14 protein-coding genes are annotated in these 13,686 nt (G+C 41.7%); 9 read left to right on the top strand and 5 right to left on the bottom strand.

Features of this window, described 5'->3' with window-relative positions; all coding sequences use genetic code 11:
* Positions 1-86 precede the first annotated feature (86 nt).
* Positions 87-800: a hypothetical protein gene (locus ACJMKR_RS09045; protein WP_423062773.1), complete on the bottom strand. Its 714-nt coding sequence runs from the start codon at positions 798-800 to the stop codon at positions 87-89.
* Between the two features lie 122 nt (positions 801-922).
* Entirely contained in the window at positions 923-1,513 is a 591-nt protein-coding gene (gene grpE, locus ACJMKR_RS09050) for a nucleotide exchange factor GrpE (RefSeq protein ID WP_423064226.1), read from the bottom strand.
* Positions 1,514-1,626: 113 nt separating this feature from the next.
* On the opposite strand from grpE, the gene ACJMKR_RS09055 reads away from it, so the two are divergent.
* From ACJMKR_RS09055 to ACJMKR_RS09065, 3 genes are all read left to right on the top strand, one after another.
* Entirely contained in the window at positions 1,627-2,514 is an 888-nt protein-coding gene (locus tag ACJMKR_RS09055; RefSeq protein WP_423062774.1) for an NAD(+) kinase, read from the top strand.
* Between the two features lie 18 nt (positions 2,515-2,532).
* Positions 2,533-4,212 (top strand): DNA repair protein RecN, encoded by a 1,680-nt coding sequence (gene recN, locus ACJMKR_RS09060; RefSeq protein ID WP_423062775.1) that lies wholly within the window; start codon positions 2,533-2,535, stop codon positions 4,210-4,212.
* Positions 4,213-4,449: 237 nt separating this feature from the next.
* Positions 4,450-5,157, top strand: coding sequence for an outer membrane beta-barrel protein (locus tag ACJMKR_RS09065; RefSeq protein ID WP_423062776.1), 708 nt, complete (start codon positions 4,450-4,452; stop codon positions 5,155-5,157).
* A gap of 53 nt (positions 5,158-5,210) precedes the next feature.
* Here ACJMKR_RS09065 and fur read toward each other — a convergent pair whose 3' ends face one another.
* Positions 5,211-5,642: a ferric iron uptake transcriptional regulator gene (fur, locus tag ACJMKR_RS09070; protein ID WP_423062777.1), complete on the bottom strand. Its 432-nt coding sequence runs from the start codon at positions 5,640-5,642 to the stop codon at positions 5,211-5,213.
* Between the two features lie 245 nt (positions 5,643-5,887).
* On the opposite strand from fur, the gene ACJMKR_RS09075 reads away from it, so the two are divergent.
* Both ACJMKR_RS09075 and ACJMKR_RS09080 read left to right on the top strand, forming a co-directional pair.
* Positions 5,888-6,538, top strand: coding sequence for a hypothetical protein (locus ACJMKR_RS09075; RefSeq protein WP_423062778.1), 651 nt, complete (start codon positions 5,888-5,890; stop codon positions 6,536-6,538).
* Between the two features lie 147 nt (positions 6,539-6,685).
* Positions 6,686-8,224 carry a transposase gene (locus ACJMKR_RS09080; protein ID WP_423062779.1) on the top strand — a complete coding sequence of 513 codons (1,539 nt, stop codon included), beginning with the start codon at positions 6,686-6,688 and terminating at the stop codon, positions 8,222-8,224.
* A 53-nt stretch (positions 8,225-8,277) separates the two neighbouring features.
* Here the strand turns inward: ACJMKR_RS09080 and ACJMKR_RS09085 are convergent, their stop codons facing one another.
* The gene (locus ACJMKR_RS09085) at positions 8,278-8,487 is read right to left on the bottom strand and encodes an Rpn family recombination-promoting nuclease/putative transposase (protein WP_423062780.1); all 210 of its coding nucleotides are present in this window, start codon (positions 8,485-8,487) and stop codon (positions 8,278-8,280) included.
* A gap of 270 nt (positions 8,488-8,757) precedes the next feature.
* Between ACJMKR_RS09085 and ACJMKR_RS09090 the strand changes: the two genes are divergently transcribed.
* The 3 genes from ACJMKR_RS09090 (at position 8,758) to ACJMKR_RS09100 (ending at position 11,492) form a co-directional block, all read left to right on the top strand.
* The gene (locus tag ACJMKR_RS09090; RefSeq protein ID WP_423062781.1) at positions 8,758-9,408 is read left to right on the top strand and encodes a response regulator; all 651 of its coding nucleotides are present in this window, start codon (positions 8,758-8,760) and stop codon (positions 9,406-9,408) included.
* 116 nt (positions 9,409-9,524) lie between these two features.
* Entirely contained in the window at positions 9,525-10,232 is a 708-nt protein-coding gene (locus ACJMKR_RS09095; protein WP_423062782.1) for a hypothetical protein, read from the top strand.
* A gap of 184 nt (positions 10,233-10,416) precedes the next feature.
* Positions 10,417-11,492, top strand: a protein-coding gene (locus tag ACJMKR_RS09100) for an IS3 family transposase (RefSeq protein ID WP_423062317.1) whose coding sequence is annotated in 2 segments (ribosomal slippage) — positions 10,417-10,666 and positions 10,666-11,492 — 1,077 coding nt in all. Because the reading frame shifts where the segments join, the coding sequence is not laid out codon by codon here.
* Between the two features lie 27 nt (positions 11,493-11,519).
* On the opposite strand, the gene ACJMKR_RS09105 is transcribed toward ACJMKR_RS09100, so the two are convergent.
* A complete protein-coding gene (locus ACJMKR_RS09105; protein WP_423062783.1) occupies positions 11,520-11,738 on the bottom strand; it encodes a hypothetical protein in 219 nt (72 codons plus the stop codon).
* Positions 11,739-11,916: 178 nt separating this feature from the next.
* On the opposite strand from ACJMKR_RS09105, the gene ACJMKR_RS09110 reads away from it, so the two are divergent.
* Complete coding sequence (locus tag ACJMKR_RS09110) at positions 11,917-13,371, top strand: catalase (protein ID WP_423062784.1); 1,455 nt, start codon at positions 11,917-11,919, stop codon at positions 13,369-13,371.
* Positions 13,372-13,686: the final 315 nt, after the last annotated feature.

Genomic DNA, 13,686 nt, shown 5'->3' on the forward strand with positions numbered 1-13,686 from the left:
AAATTCTGTGTTGCTGAGTAGATGGGGGTGCTTTTCGGGATTTCAAGCCAAGGTTTGGGGATTTTAGAGTTTGGGAACGTTATCACCTAAAGCGGAGAAGGCTTGGTACTGTGGGTCAAGGATTGTGAAGCCACATGACTTATCTCTTGTTTGGCCTGTTGGGCTAAACTTTTCATAAAAGGTAATTTAGGATCAAGATCATTTTCAGGTTGAGCAGCGATTTCATCAGCCAGTTGAGCAACAGCATTCAAATAAGAAGCATCTTGATTCATCGCAGCAGTATCTTCGTATTGAGTACCATTAACCGACGGTCTCACCTCATTCCAATATCCCACGATTAAATCTTTCGCTGCCTTTGCGAGTCTTTTATCTTGCTCATAAGCTTCTTTGTAATTTTTCTCAAGCGCCAACATATCTTGCAAAAATGCGTAAAATCCCGGCAAGGTGAGCATGCGATCGATACAGTGCAGCTTCACGACATCGCTAACAAAACGATACACATATTGATGCGGTTTCGTTGAAGGATTCGTTTTGCGATTGACTCTAAAAGAAAGAAGATTAGAACCACCCCCAGAGCCAGAACCCGAATCAGAATCAGAATCAGAATCAGAATCACCGTCTGAATCATCGCTCCCGTGTTCACTGTAAATTCTAAAATTTTCTGCAGATAAATCTTGCAGCAAACTCCAATCTTTGGCGGCGCGCAAATCTCTAAAATGGATATTGCCTAAAACAATTTCCAACCATCGACGCACAAATGGATAAACGTTTCCATAGATGATGTCAGCATTGATTGCCATTACAGAGCCTCCATAAAAAGTCCGCACTATAAATTATATCTATCAAACCTTAAATTAGCCTTAAGTGGCACTGGAAATTGCTTGCCAAAGAAGGGGTTTGTGTTTTCGGGAGGTCCCTACCATCATTGTGTAACAATCACCATGGCAGCACGCAACACCCTGCCATTAAGCTCATAACCTTTTTGAACGACTTGCACAATTGTGTTGGGCTTTGCACTGGGGTCTTGGACTACGGACATCGCCTCATGTAACTCTGGATTAAAGACTTCACCAGGCTTTGGATCGATGGTTTGCACGCCGTGTTTCGATAGGGTCTTGTGAAGTAAATCTAAAGTTAAGCCGATTCCCTCTCGCATGCTTTTCACATGGGGATCATGTGACTCGGGACTTTCTAAGCCGCGGATCATGCTATCGACAACGGGTAATAAATCAACGAGTAATTTTTCATTTCCAAATTTATGAGCCTTCTCAACATCACGCTCTGCACGGCGACGGGAGTTTTCCATCTCAGCATGAGCACGCATCGCTTTCTCTTTATATTCATCGACTTTCTTTTCCATCTCGGTGAGCTGATCTTCCAACTTACCACGCGTGGGAAAATCAATCTCGGGCAATTCTTCAAAAGCGTCCTCCGAGTTTTCTTGCTCTTCAGCAAACTCGCGCCACTTATCTTGGTTTTCTTCTTTCTTGTTATCTTCTTTTTTACTCATGATCTCTCCGATTGCTCACTGAATTACTATAAGGGCAGATCCATATTTTTCAAGACCCATCGCATGCAAAGCACCACCCAGTTTATCACAGATTGAAAAGGTGCTATGCTCGATTCATGAATAATAAAGCATTTCAACGGATTGCTTTGATGGGTCGCGCTGGCGTCGAAGGCGTTCCGGAAACCCTCACAGCACTGAAAGATCATTTACTATCACTCAATAAGGACATCGTGCTCGAAGAAAATGCAGCACAGATGATGCACGACCACGATCTCAAGACTATACCTGCCACTGAACTCAATCAGCATGCTGATTTGTTAATTGTCGTCGGCGGTGACGGCAGCATGCTCAATGCAGCACACATTGCCGTGCCACAAGATCTACCCGTACTCGGGATTAATCGCGGGCGGTTGGGGTTTTTAACTGACATTCACCCCCACGATTTAACAAAAATCGATGCGATTTTGAAAGGACATTATCGTGAAGAACATCGATTTTTATTAAACGCGGTCATCGAAGAAAATCATAAACCCACTGGCAACGATATGGGTCTCAACGATGTCGTGTTATTGCCAGGTGATATTGCACAAATGATCGAGTTTGATATTTTCATTAACGATGAATTCGTATGTAGCCACCGTGCCGATGGATTAATTGTAACGACACCCACAGGCTCAACAGCCTATGCATTATCGGGAGGCGGGCCGATAATGCAACCACAGCTCGAGGCAATAGCTTTAGTACCGATGTTTCCACACACACTAAGCAGCCGTCCGATCGTCGTGCAAAGTAGCAGTAAAATCCAAATCAATGTGTCACCCCATAATGATGCATCGCCCTATTTAAGCTGTGATGGCCAAAACCGTATGCTCGTTAGGCCCGGCGGCGTGATTAAAATTCACAAAAGAGCTGAGCAACTACGATTAATTCATCCCGAAGATTATAATTATTACGATACATTGCGTAAGAAACTGGATTGGCAAAAACGTGCAAGTAAAGTTTAGGGATTAAGGTTTACCGATATGCTTTCTCAAATTTATTTGAAAAATTATACCGTCGTCAAATCTCTCAACTTAGAATTAAACACTGGGTTAACTGTTTTAACCGGTGAAACGGGAGCTGGGAAATCGATCATTGTCGATGCTGTCATGTTAGCACTAGGTGCACGCGCAGATACCAATGCCATTCGCTTGGGTGAAGATCAGTGTGACATCACATTATCTTTTGACTTAACTCATATCCCTGAAGCTAAAACGTGGCTCGAATCGCAAGACTTTGCGGAAGGCACTGAGTGTTTGGTTCGACGCACAATTTCACGTGACGGTCGCTCGCGCAGTACCATTAATGGTCATCCGTGTTCACAAAATTTGGTACGTGAATTTTCAACATTAGCCCTTGCCATTCACGGTCAGCATCAACATCAAGAACTCTTAAAACGTGAAATCCAGCAACAACAATTAGATGTTTTTGCACATCATGAGTCTATGTTATCGAAAATTCAGCAGCACTATCATCAGTGGCGAAAGATCACGGCTGAGCTGGATACACTATCACAGCAAACGCAAGATCGGGACCGCCAATTAGATTTATTGCGTTATCAATTAGAAGAACTAACGGCACTCAATTTACAAGAAAACGAATGGGAAACGCTCAGCCATCAACATCAGAAATTACATAACGCGCAAAATTTAATTGACAACTTAAATGAAGCTATCGACTTGACCGTACAAAATGAACAAACTTCTGCGGCTATGTTATTACAGGAAGCAATCGATCGCATTAACGAAATCAAAATCAGTGACAACCAAATTACAGCGATTAAAGAATTACTAGGAACTGCCGCCATACACTTACAAGAAGCCGGTGATGAATTAAGTCATTATCGCAATAACCTCGATTTAAGCGATGAAAATATAAACCAAATCGAACAGCGACTTTCTGTCATGCACGATCTGGCGCGTAAGCATCACGTGAATCCGAATGATTTGCTTGACGTTAAAAAATCGCTAGAACAACGCGTTCAAAAGCTCGAGAACATCGATGCAAACATAGAGACACTAAGGCAACATCAAGCACAAATTTCAGAACAATACCAAGCTGTAGCCAACGCGCTTAGTCAAGGCCGCGTTAAAGCGGCCAAAACATTAGAAAAAAATATCACTGAAAAAATGCAATCGCTAGGCATGAACGGAGGCGAATTTAAAATCCAATTTGAAAAAATAAATGAAATCATTTCTCCTTATGGTAACGAAAAAATTTCATTTATTGTATGCACTAACCCAGGACAAGGTTTTTTACCATTGCAAAAAGTAGTTTCTGGCGGTGAGTTATCGAGGATTAGTCTGGCGTTGCAAGTCATCACTGCACAAAAAGAGGGAACACCCACTTTAATTTTTGATGAAGTGGATACCGGCATCGGTGGAAAAACAGCAGAAATAGTTGGACAACTACTATGCGAGCTTGGACAAAAAGCGCAAGTGATTTGTATTACACATTTGCCACAAGTTGCTGCACAAGGAACTCATCAATTTAAGGTTGAAAAAACAACCTCAACAAATTCTGTCTGCGCTACCATTCGCAAATTGAATCAAACAGAACGCGTAGAAGAATTAGCACGAATGTTAAGCGGATCGAAAATTACAGAACAAACCTTAGCACATGCACGCGAACTCTTAAGCCTACCGCTAGATATGATTTTTTAAAACAATTGCAAGAGGCGCCCTTAATATTTCCTTAAGCTTTCAACTTTTTAGAAATTTTATTCCCAACATATTGACAAAGCTTTGAACAGTTCATAGGATAACTACCTAATGGAACTTCATCATTTAGGCATATTCTTTGCCTTTTTTGACATCAAACGGATAAGAAAACGAATCGCTGCTTCTTACGCGTTAGAGCAGTTATTAATTTTATATATAAAATTTTAGAGGATAATTAACATGTTAAAGCAAATTGTTATAGGAGCTGCTGCTGTTGCTGCCGTAGGTTTTAGCGCAACTACCCTAGCAGCAAACGGTTCTGGCTTTTACCTTCGTGGTCAAGCTGGTTATGGTTGGGTTGGCAAAGAATCTCAAACAATAAAGCTACCACCCCTAAGAAGCAATGCAGCTTCACTTACCCCAACTGTCAGCACTCTTGGTAACAAAGGCCATGGGTTTGCTGGTCGAGCTGCTGTGGGTTACGCTCTTAACCAGTACCTCTCAGTTGAGACTGGTTTCACTCACTATAGTGACTTCAAACGCAACCTCGGTGAAATGCAAGTAAGAAACAGTGCAGGTCTATCAGGTATTCAGAACGCACAAGCAAAAACTTCTTTGTATGCATTTGATTTAATGGCTAAAGGAACCATTCCTTTCGACAACTTCTATGCATTTGGTGGAGTCGGTGTTGCTGACGTTCATGCAAAATCTTATGCTCTAAACAGCATTTCCTCTTTTGGTAACATTAGCAAACCAATACAAATTTGGGACGCATCTCAAAAAGACTTCATCCGACCTAAAGTCGCTGCCGGTGTTGGTTACAATATTACTCAACACATTGCGGTTGACGTTTCTTACTCACGTGTCTTTGGTCGCGGCAAAGTAAGTGAACGAAACTACTTACCAGACTTGAACCTTGCATCTGTAGGCTTAACCTACAAATTCTAAAGGTTAGGAAAAAGGTTAAAACCGACTGGGGCATGATGCCCCTTTTTTTTGCCTTATTTATCGCACTTTGCACAGACACCGTAGATCGTTAAGCTGTGATCGGTCATCTTGAAATGAGCTTTCTCTGCAATGGTTTCCTGACGCTCTTCAATAACGTCATCCACAAACTCTTGCACCGACCCACAATTCACACACACCAGATGATCGTGATGCTCACCCTGATCCATCTCAAAAACCGAATGCCCGCCCTCAAAATTATGTCGCTTCACCAAACCGGCTGCTTCAAATTGCGTAAGCACCCGATACACCGTGGCTAAGCCCACATCTTCACCCATTTTGACGAGCTTTTTATAGACATCTTCAGCGCTCATATGATGTGGATCAGCGCTCATATGATGTGGATCAGCGCTTTCCAAAATATTCAATATTTTTACACGCGGCAACGTGACCTTCAGCCCCGCCTTACGCAATTCTTGATCTTTCAATTCGATACCCCCTCAGTTGGAAGCATTCTAGCATATTGAGAGCTCTTGAGCGCCTCTCGAAAATCTATTTTCAGCGAACTTCGTGTTTTTAGGAGACCCCCATAAGCTTTTCTTAATGAGTTGAGGAGTAAACAATGCTTTTTTAGGGAAAAAACCTGTTTTTGCTTGCGATAGCAATAATCACTTTTTAAACTACGTGTACGATTGACAGCTTATATATGAAAATTAATTAGAGAAGAAGATTTATGGCAGACGAAGCAAAAGAATCTGAACCTAAAAGCGAACTTCCGCCGCGCCGTCAAGCTGCCGAACTCCAAGAATTCGCATTGACAGTTCGTGAAAGCTTTACGTTCTCCACTTCCCTTTGGCTACTTCTGTCTCTGCTTTTAGGGCTTTTCCCTTCTCTTTATGATTCCTCAACTGAAAATAACAATTTTTCTGACAGGCTGCCCTTAACCTTCACTTTATTCTATCTCGGTTCTTGCATAAGTAGCATTTATCGGCAACCGATTCCCGACCCCTATGGAATAATAGACGAACGCTGGACAGAAAATCTCAATAAGTTACAAGAACGTGTACCAAAACTTATAGGCATGACCCAGAAAACTCAAATTTTATATCTTGTTTTTAATCTGTTTTTTCTTAAAACTGGTCTCTATCCCTTTTTAGTGCAATTAACGGGAGAAATATTCATAACCAAGAGGAACCAATCTAGAGCTGAAGATAATGAAGAGTTAAATAGGCAGCTTAAAGAGTTTCTCGAAAAACACCTCCCTGATTCTTTTACAGTAGAAGAAATAGAAGACGAAATACCAAAAAAAACACAAAGTCTCTACGAATATCTAAGAGATTTTATTCCCACTAAGACTGTTTTTACAGCTCTAATCTTCCCCTAAATTACCGGACACTAATTTGTTAAAATCTATGAATTGGACTTTGGATAAATTTATAAAAATAATTAAAAATTGCTTGACATAGAAACCGAAAAAAAATTTTACGTTGTAAACAACGTTTGTTCGAAAAAATAAAATAAGGAACAAACGATGTTAGCGACAGAAAAACTAAAACAATTCCGTACATTCCTCTACAACATCTTCCCCGCGCGACGCGATGCCAATATGAATTTACTCGATGCCCTTTCAAGCCATGGCCATCGCTGCAAAACACCCATAGAATTATGTGAATCGCCATACTTTGAACGTGAATACAGTAGTATTACCGATGCGATTAGCGATGGTTTGTCGGTAGCAAATTGTTGGGATAGCATGATGAAAATACAATATGAACATGTGAGTCATAGCGATGACCGTGTGATCATTATTGCGGATACGACACCACAGTCGCGTCAAAGTGCACACTGTGTTGAAGATCGCCATGTGGTTTACAGCCCTAATCCAGCACCGGGTAACAAACCGATTACCATTGGACATGAATATTCAACGGTATCACTATTGCCCAATGATGGTGCAGCTCAAGAAAAGCATTGGTTAGTTCCACTGGATACGAGGCGCGTTAAAAGCGATGAAAAAGGCAATGTAGTTGGGATGCAGCAAATTAACCGTTGTATTGCAGACTTAGCGCTTACTCATAAATTGGTGGTTAGCGTGGCTGATTCAAAATATGGTACAGAAGCTTGCCGTAAACTGGTTAGCGAAAATCCCAATTGGGTACATCTTTTCCGTTTTAACAGTACCCGTAATGTTTTCGCGCCCGCATCAATAGAAGATAATACCTCAGGAAGTATAAAACGCTATGGTGATGCGATGAAACTAAACGACAGCACGACTCACCGTGAATCCGATGAGATTGTGCAGCAAACCATTACAACCCGCAGTGGCAAAACTTACCAATTGGAGATTAAAATATGGCGTGACCAATTACTGCGTGGTTCAAAGCAATTTAAAGGATATGAGCATCCTGTTACTGTTGTGCAATTGGTTGCGGTTGATGCTAACGGTAAATCTTTATATAAAAATCCACTCTGGTTAGGACTCGCTGGTGAACGACGTAATGAAATCACAGCATTAGAAGCCTATCACTATTACGATAGACGCTATGACATTGAACACTACTTTCGTTTTGATAAAGACAAACTGTTATTTGACCGATACCAAACACCGGATGTTAAGCACGAAGAAGATTGGTGGCGGATGACAGCATTAGCGTATACGCAACTTTATCTAGCGAGGAATCTTGCCCCGATTTTACCGAAAAAATGGGAGCGGTATTTGCCGAGCTTCCAAGTGGATAACGAAAAACCATCAATAACTGCGACCCCTTCACAAACGCAACGGGGTTTTTCTACGGTGCTTGATACCGTTGGCACGCCTGCTAATCTCTGCAAACCACGCGGTAATCCGCAAGGCAGAACCAAAGGTGATACGCAGGGGAAACGCACGCGACATCCTGCTATTTTCAAAAATAGCAACTCAAAAATTAAAACGATTCAGAGGACTGAAGAAAAGACGCAAAACTCAGACCCTGAAAAAATAGAGGATTTGATTGGGATAGTAAAATCATGGTTGGATAAAATAAATTTTACACCTGAGCAATTCTACGAATTGCTGCAAAAAACAGCTTAAGATTTAGAAACTCACATTTTTTGATTATTGTCCTAACTGGCAAGGGATTTTATTTATCCAAAGTCCAAAGCATAGAGGATATCGGCCATGGAGCTTTGTAATGCATCATCAATAAAGCTACTCTTTTGTAATTCCAGTGTGTTTAAATCCACGACCTGACGAATCCGCTCTGGCAAATGCTGCTCAAAGAATTCGGTCGCGACACGGACATCCGACATCGCGCTGCGAAAAAAACAGTCATGTGGATTGTTCACTTTTTTCATGCCAATCTCTTCTTTTAAGGGAAAAACCTTAATGGCAAAAGCATCTAAAAAGCTTATTACCCTATCATACTGTTGGTTATTTACAACCAGGGGTAGCCGTTTAACCCTTGGTTCCTGATGACATACTACGTAGTACGACACCCCTATCGTCTCGAGGCTGTCTTTTTGTTACTATCTAGGGCATATCATTAAGCAAAACTCACAGTAGCCCCCTCAGGAACAATAAACAGCTCCCACCGATCACATATGAATAGGAGATTTTTTCTTTTTATGATTCGCGTGCTACTCATCGAAGATCATGAAATTGTGCGACAAGGGTTGAACGTTTTACTCGCAAAAGCCCGTGGTATTGAAGTCATCGGCGAAGCAACGACCGGCCAAGAAGGTTTAAAGTTACTTAAAGACAAACGCCCCAATGTCGTCGTCTTGGATTTTAGGCTGCCAGATAGTGACGGCTTAGTCCTCGTACAAAAATTAGTGCGCTTTGATCCGGATATCAAAATCCTCATACTGACTGCGATGGTCAATGAACACTTGGCCCAACGCCTGTTAGCTGCCGGTGCGCATGGGTTTCTCACCAAAACACATTCCATCACCGAATTGGAATCGGCCCTGCGGCGGGTTCATAGCGGTCAGCGTTATCTCAGTCCCGACATGGCCCAGCAGCTGGCACTCCAGCGCGTCAGACCCCAACAACCGCGTAACCCCTTTGACATCCTCTCTAAACGTGAGATGCAAATTGTGTTACTCATTGCACAAGGTCTCAAACCCAAAGCGATTGCCAAACAACTTTTCATCAGCCCCAAAACCGTGAACGCTTATCGCTACCGACTTTATGATAAACTGAAAGTGAACACCGATGTTGCGTTAATCAGCCTTGCGATTAAGCACGGTTTAGTTGAGGTCGATAAAGCAACATAAGAAAACAACAGTAAACAACCACACCCTTGCCGATATTTTTTATATACTGGATGTCCGTTCATAAAAATTATTCACACAATTGCACAACGACGGCCTTTGAGCGTTTGGCGCGTCGTTTGAAAGCGTATTTCCCGCGCTTAAAAATCCTGTTAGTGTTCGATGCGATGTTTGCCACTCAAGCGGTAATGGGTCAAGCCCATGGATATCATTGGGATTATTTAATCCGATTCCCTAAACAAAAATTGAAAAACTTCGCTAAAAAACTGAATGCGAAGAAAAATACGCGTGAACCGTTACCGAATCAACCCTATTATCGCAAACGTAAGCAATCGTTTTATTGGGTTAACGATATTTCCTATGGTTACGACTGGGAATTAAACATTCATTTAATCGCCTGTTTTGAAGAATATGATACTGTCAATCCGAAAACAGGTGAGATTGAAACGTGTTATGTTGATCATGCCTGGATTTCAAGTATCGCTGCGACTCAAGATAATGTTCACGAACTCATTAATTGGGGCGCAAGAAAAATCGGGTTGATGGAATTCAGTATCAACTGTGAGAAAAATCACGGGTATCGTTACAAGCATGCGTTTTCTTATGATTGGAACACGATGCAGAGCTTTCATCATTTAATGCGGCTGGGCCATGCGATTAATGTGTTGTCAGAATTTACGAAAAAACTCAAGAAATATATTCGTGACTTAGGGTGCAATGCGGTATTAAGCTTAATTCGTGAGACTTTATTGAATCCCTGGTTATCACAAGAGTGGTATGAACAACAAAAAAATAAAGCACCGCAATTGCCTTTGCAATTGGAATAGATAACAAAAAGTAAAAAATAAAACTTAACATTATTTTAATTTTTGGAAATACTCAAAGGGACAGTCTTGCAACTTGTCTTGATTTAAGTAGGAACTTCATGGATTGAGAGTGACCTTTCCCCCAAACTTAACACCATGACATGGATGAGATTTCCAATTATTCTACGACCGAGGAGATCTCAACATGAAAAAACGTTATACAGAAGAACAAATCATTAAAGCGATCAAAGAGCATGAAAGTGGCGCTAAGGTGGAAGACCTGTGCCGTCGCTTAGGCATATCTGGCGGTACTTTTTACAATTGGCGTAGCAAGTATGCTGGCCTAGAGGTTAACGAAGCTAAGCGCCTGCGAGAGCTGGAGTCCGAGAACAATAAGTTAAAAAAGCTGCTGGCTGAAAAGATGTTAGAAAATGAAGCGCTCAAGGATGTTGTTTCAAAAAAGTGGTAACGCCTGCTAGCAAGAAGCAGGTTGTTTGTCACTTAATGAGCGCCTTTAAGCTGAGTGAACGAATGGCCTGCAAGCTAGTCGGGCTAAGTCGAACGGCTTACCGTTACGGACCCAAAAAGCGACGAGACGAGTTGATTAGAGCTCGATTAAAAGAATTGGCAGCTCAGTATTCTCGGTATGGTTATTTAATGCTTCACAGCCTCTTAAAAGCAGAGGGGCTTGTCATGAATAAGAAAAAAACCTACCGGATTTACAAAGAAGAAAAGCTCCAGGTGCGTACAAAAAAGCGTAAAAAAATACAGCGACTACGATTAGTGATGTCATCACCGACTCAGAGAAATGAGCGTTGGTCGATGGATTTTGTTTACGATCAGCTGGCCAATGGAAGGCGTTTTCGTGTGCTAAACATTATCGATGATTTTAATCGTGAACTTATTGGCCAGCTAACAGCATTTTCTATATCAGGACGTCAGGTGGCACGCTTCCTAGCAGAGCTTAGTGAGCAACGCAGGCTGCCAAAACAAATTGTTTGTGATAATGGTACAGAGTTTACAAGCAAAGCAATGTTCTTTTGGTCCAGGGAAAACAAAACCAAGCTTGCTTTCATTCAACCTGGAAAGCCAACTCAGAATGCGTTTGTTGAAAGCTTAAATGGCAAGTTCCGCAACGAATGTTTAAATCAACACTGGTTTCGTTCAATTGAAGAAGCCCGACATGAAATCAACCAATGGAGAAAGCACTACAATACTAAAAGACCACACAGTTCATTAAATTATATGCCGCCTATTGAATTTGCGAAACAGGCTGCTTAACATGAATATCTCATCGGTGTCCTGGTACTAGTTTAGGGGGAAGGTCATGACTTTAAATTGATAATAGTACTGAACCACCATCATCACTACATCAATCGGATACATAATAAAATTTAAGGCTGTCGCACTGCGTTCATTAAATTGCTTACCACAATCAACACAAAAAAACTGCCTATACCCTAAAGACGTCAGATTTTTTAAACCCCTCGTAATGCTCGAGTCACAATGCGGACAATTCCAATTCATACCCTTATTCTCACTAAAAGTTTATTAAATGGGCAGAGAATGTACAACACAGACTGAAATTTTACAAAACCACTTTTTGTCCAGCTCTAAGAAAATAATCTACCCTTGACGAAAGGCTTCGTTTCCTTTCATAATTTCAATCTCTCAATGTCTTAAAAATCTAGAAAAAGGATTTTTTATGAGCAAAAAGAAATGCCCCTACATGACAACTGCTGCGGGCATTCCCGTTGCCGATAATCAAAACTCGCTCACCGCTGGGCCTCGTGGGCCTGTGTTGATTGACCATCAGCTCATGGAACGCATGGCACATTTTAATCGTGAACGCGTGCCTGAACGCGTGGTGCATGCAAAAGGTGCTGGGGCTCACGGTAAGCTCACCATCACCAAAGATATCTCTCAATACACCTGCGCCAAGCTTTTTTCAAAAAAGGGAAATAGCTGCGAAGCCTTTTTGCGTTTTTCAACGGTGGCAGGTGAATTAGGCTCTGCTGATACCGCGCGCGATCCTCGCGGTTTTGCTTGTAAGTTTTATACGGAAGAAGGCAATTGGGATCTGGTTGGAAACAATACCCCCGTCTTTTTTGTTCGTGATCCATTAAAGTTTCAGGATTTTATTCATTCACAAAAACGCCATCCCCAAACAGGATTGCGCGATAACACAATGCAGTGGGATTTTTGGAGTTTATCGCCTGAGTCATTGCATCAAGTTACTATTTTATTTTCAGATCGCGGTATTCCAAAAAATTATCGACATATGAACGGATATTCTTCCCACACCTATAGTCTTTGGAATGCTAAAGGTGAACGTTTTTGGGTGAAGTGGCATTTTAAAACGATGCAAGGAATTGAATGTTTAACGGATGCAGAGGCTGCTGAAATTTCCGGAAGTGATTTAGATTATCATCGCCGTGATTTATTTTATTCGATTGAAAAAGATAATTTTCCAAAATGGAAAGTACAAATCCAAGTGATGCCAGAACGCGATGCAGAAAATTATCATATTCACCCGTTTGATTTAACTAAGGTATGGCCGCATAAAGATTATACGCCCATTGATGTTGCGATTTTAGAACTGAACCGCAATCCTGACAATTATTTTGCAGAAGTCGAACAAGCGGCGTTTGAACCATCCAATATGCCGCCTGGGTTTGGCGCGTCTCCCGATAAAATGCTGCAAGCGCGATTACTTTCTTATGCGGATACGCATCGTTATCGCATTGGCGTTAATTATCCAGATTTACCGATTAATAAACCCCACTGTCCAGTCCACACCTATAACCGCGACGGGCATATGAAATTTAATGGCAACGATGACGGGCAAGTTAACTACGAACCCAATAGTTTTGGCGGCCCCGTTGAAGATCCGCGTTTTCGTGAGCCGCCTTTAAAAATCTCAGGCGATGCAGATCGCTACGACCATCGCGAAGGCAACGAAGATTATTCCCAAGCCGGCAATTTATTTCGCTTAATGAGTGCCGATCAAAAGGCCCAATTAATTGGTAATATTGTCCGCGCCATGAAACCCGTACCCAAAGACATTCAAATGCGTCAATTGAAGCATTTTTATGGAGCGGATCCTGATTATGGTGCTGGCGTTGCTAAAGGGTTGGGAATTTCAGTCGATAAAAAATAGATAATTAAGAAAGGAAAGCCCCGAGCTAAAAGACCTTTCTATACTCGTCTATACCTAGGATATCGTAGCATGTAAGGACTCCCAACACCCCCACCAAAACCACTTGACATTTTCCCAACTTAGGCGAAAAATTCGCCATCTACTGACAATCACCGTCATCCAGGACGTCATTCATATTTCTCTAGGAAGGTGACCAGGGCTTACCTTGGGGAAACGTATGATCCGAGCTGAAAAGCATTTAAACATTCTTTACCTAGCCATGTTCGCCGTGGTGATTGGTATTATTAGTGGTTTTGGTGCCATTGTTTTTCGCGG

The organism is Candidiatus Paracoxiella cheracis (assembly GCF_049348705.1).
Classification (GTDB): Bacteria; Pseudomonadota; Gammaproteobacteria; order Coxiellales; family Coxiellaceae; genus Paracoxiella; species Paracoxiella cheracis.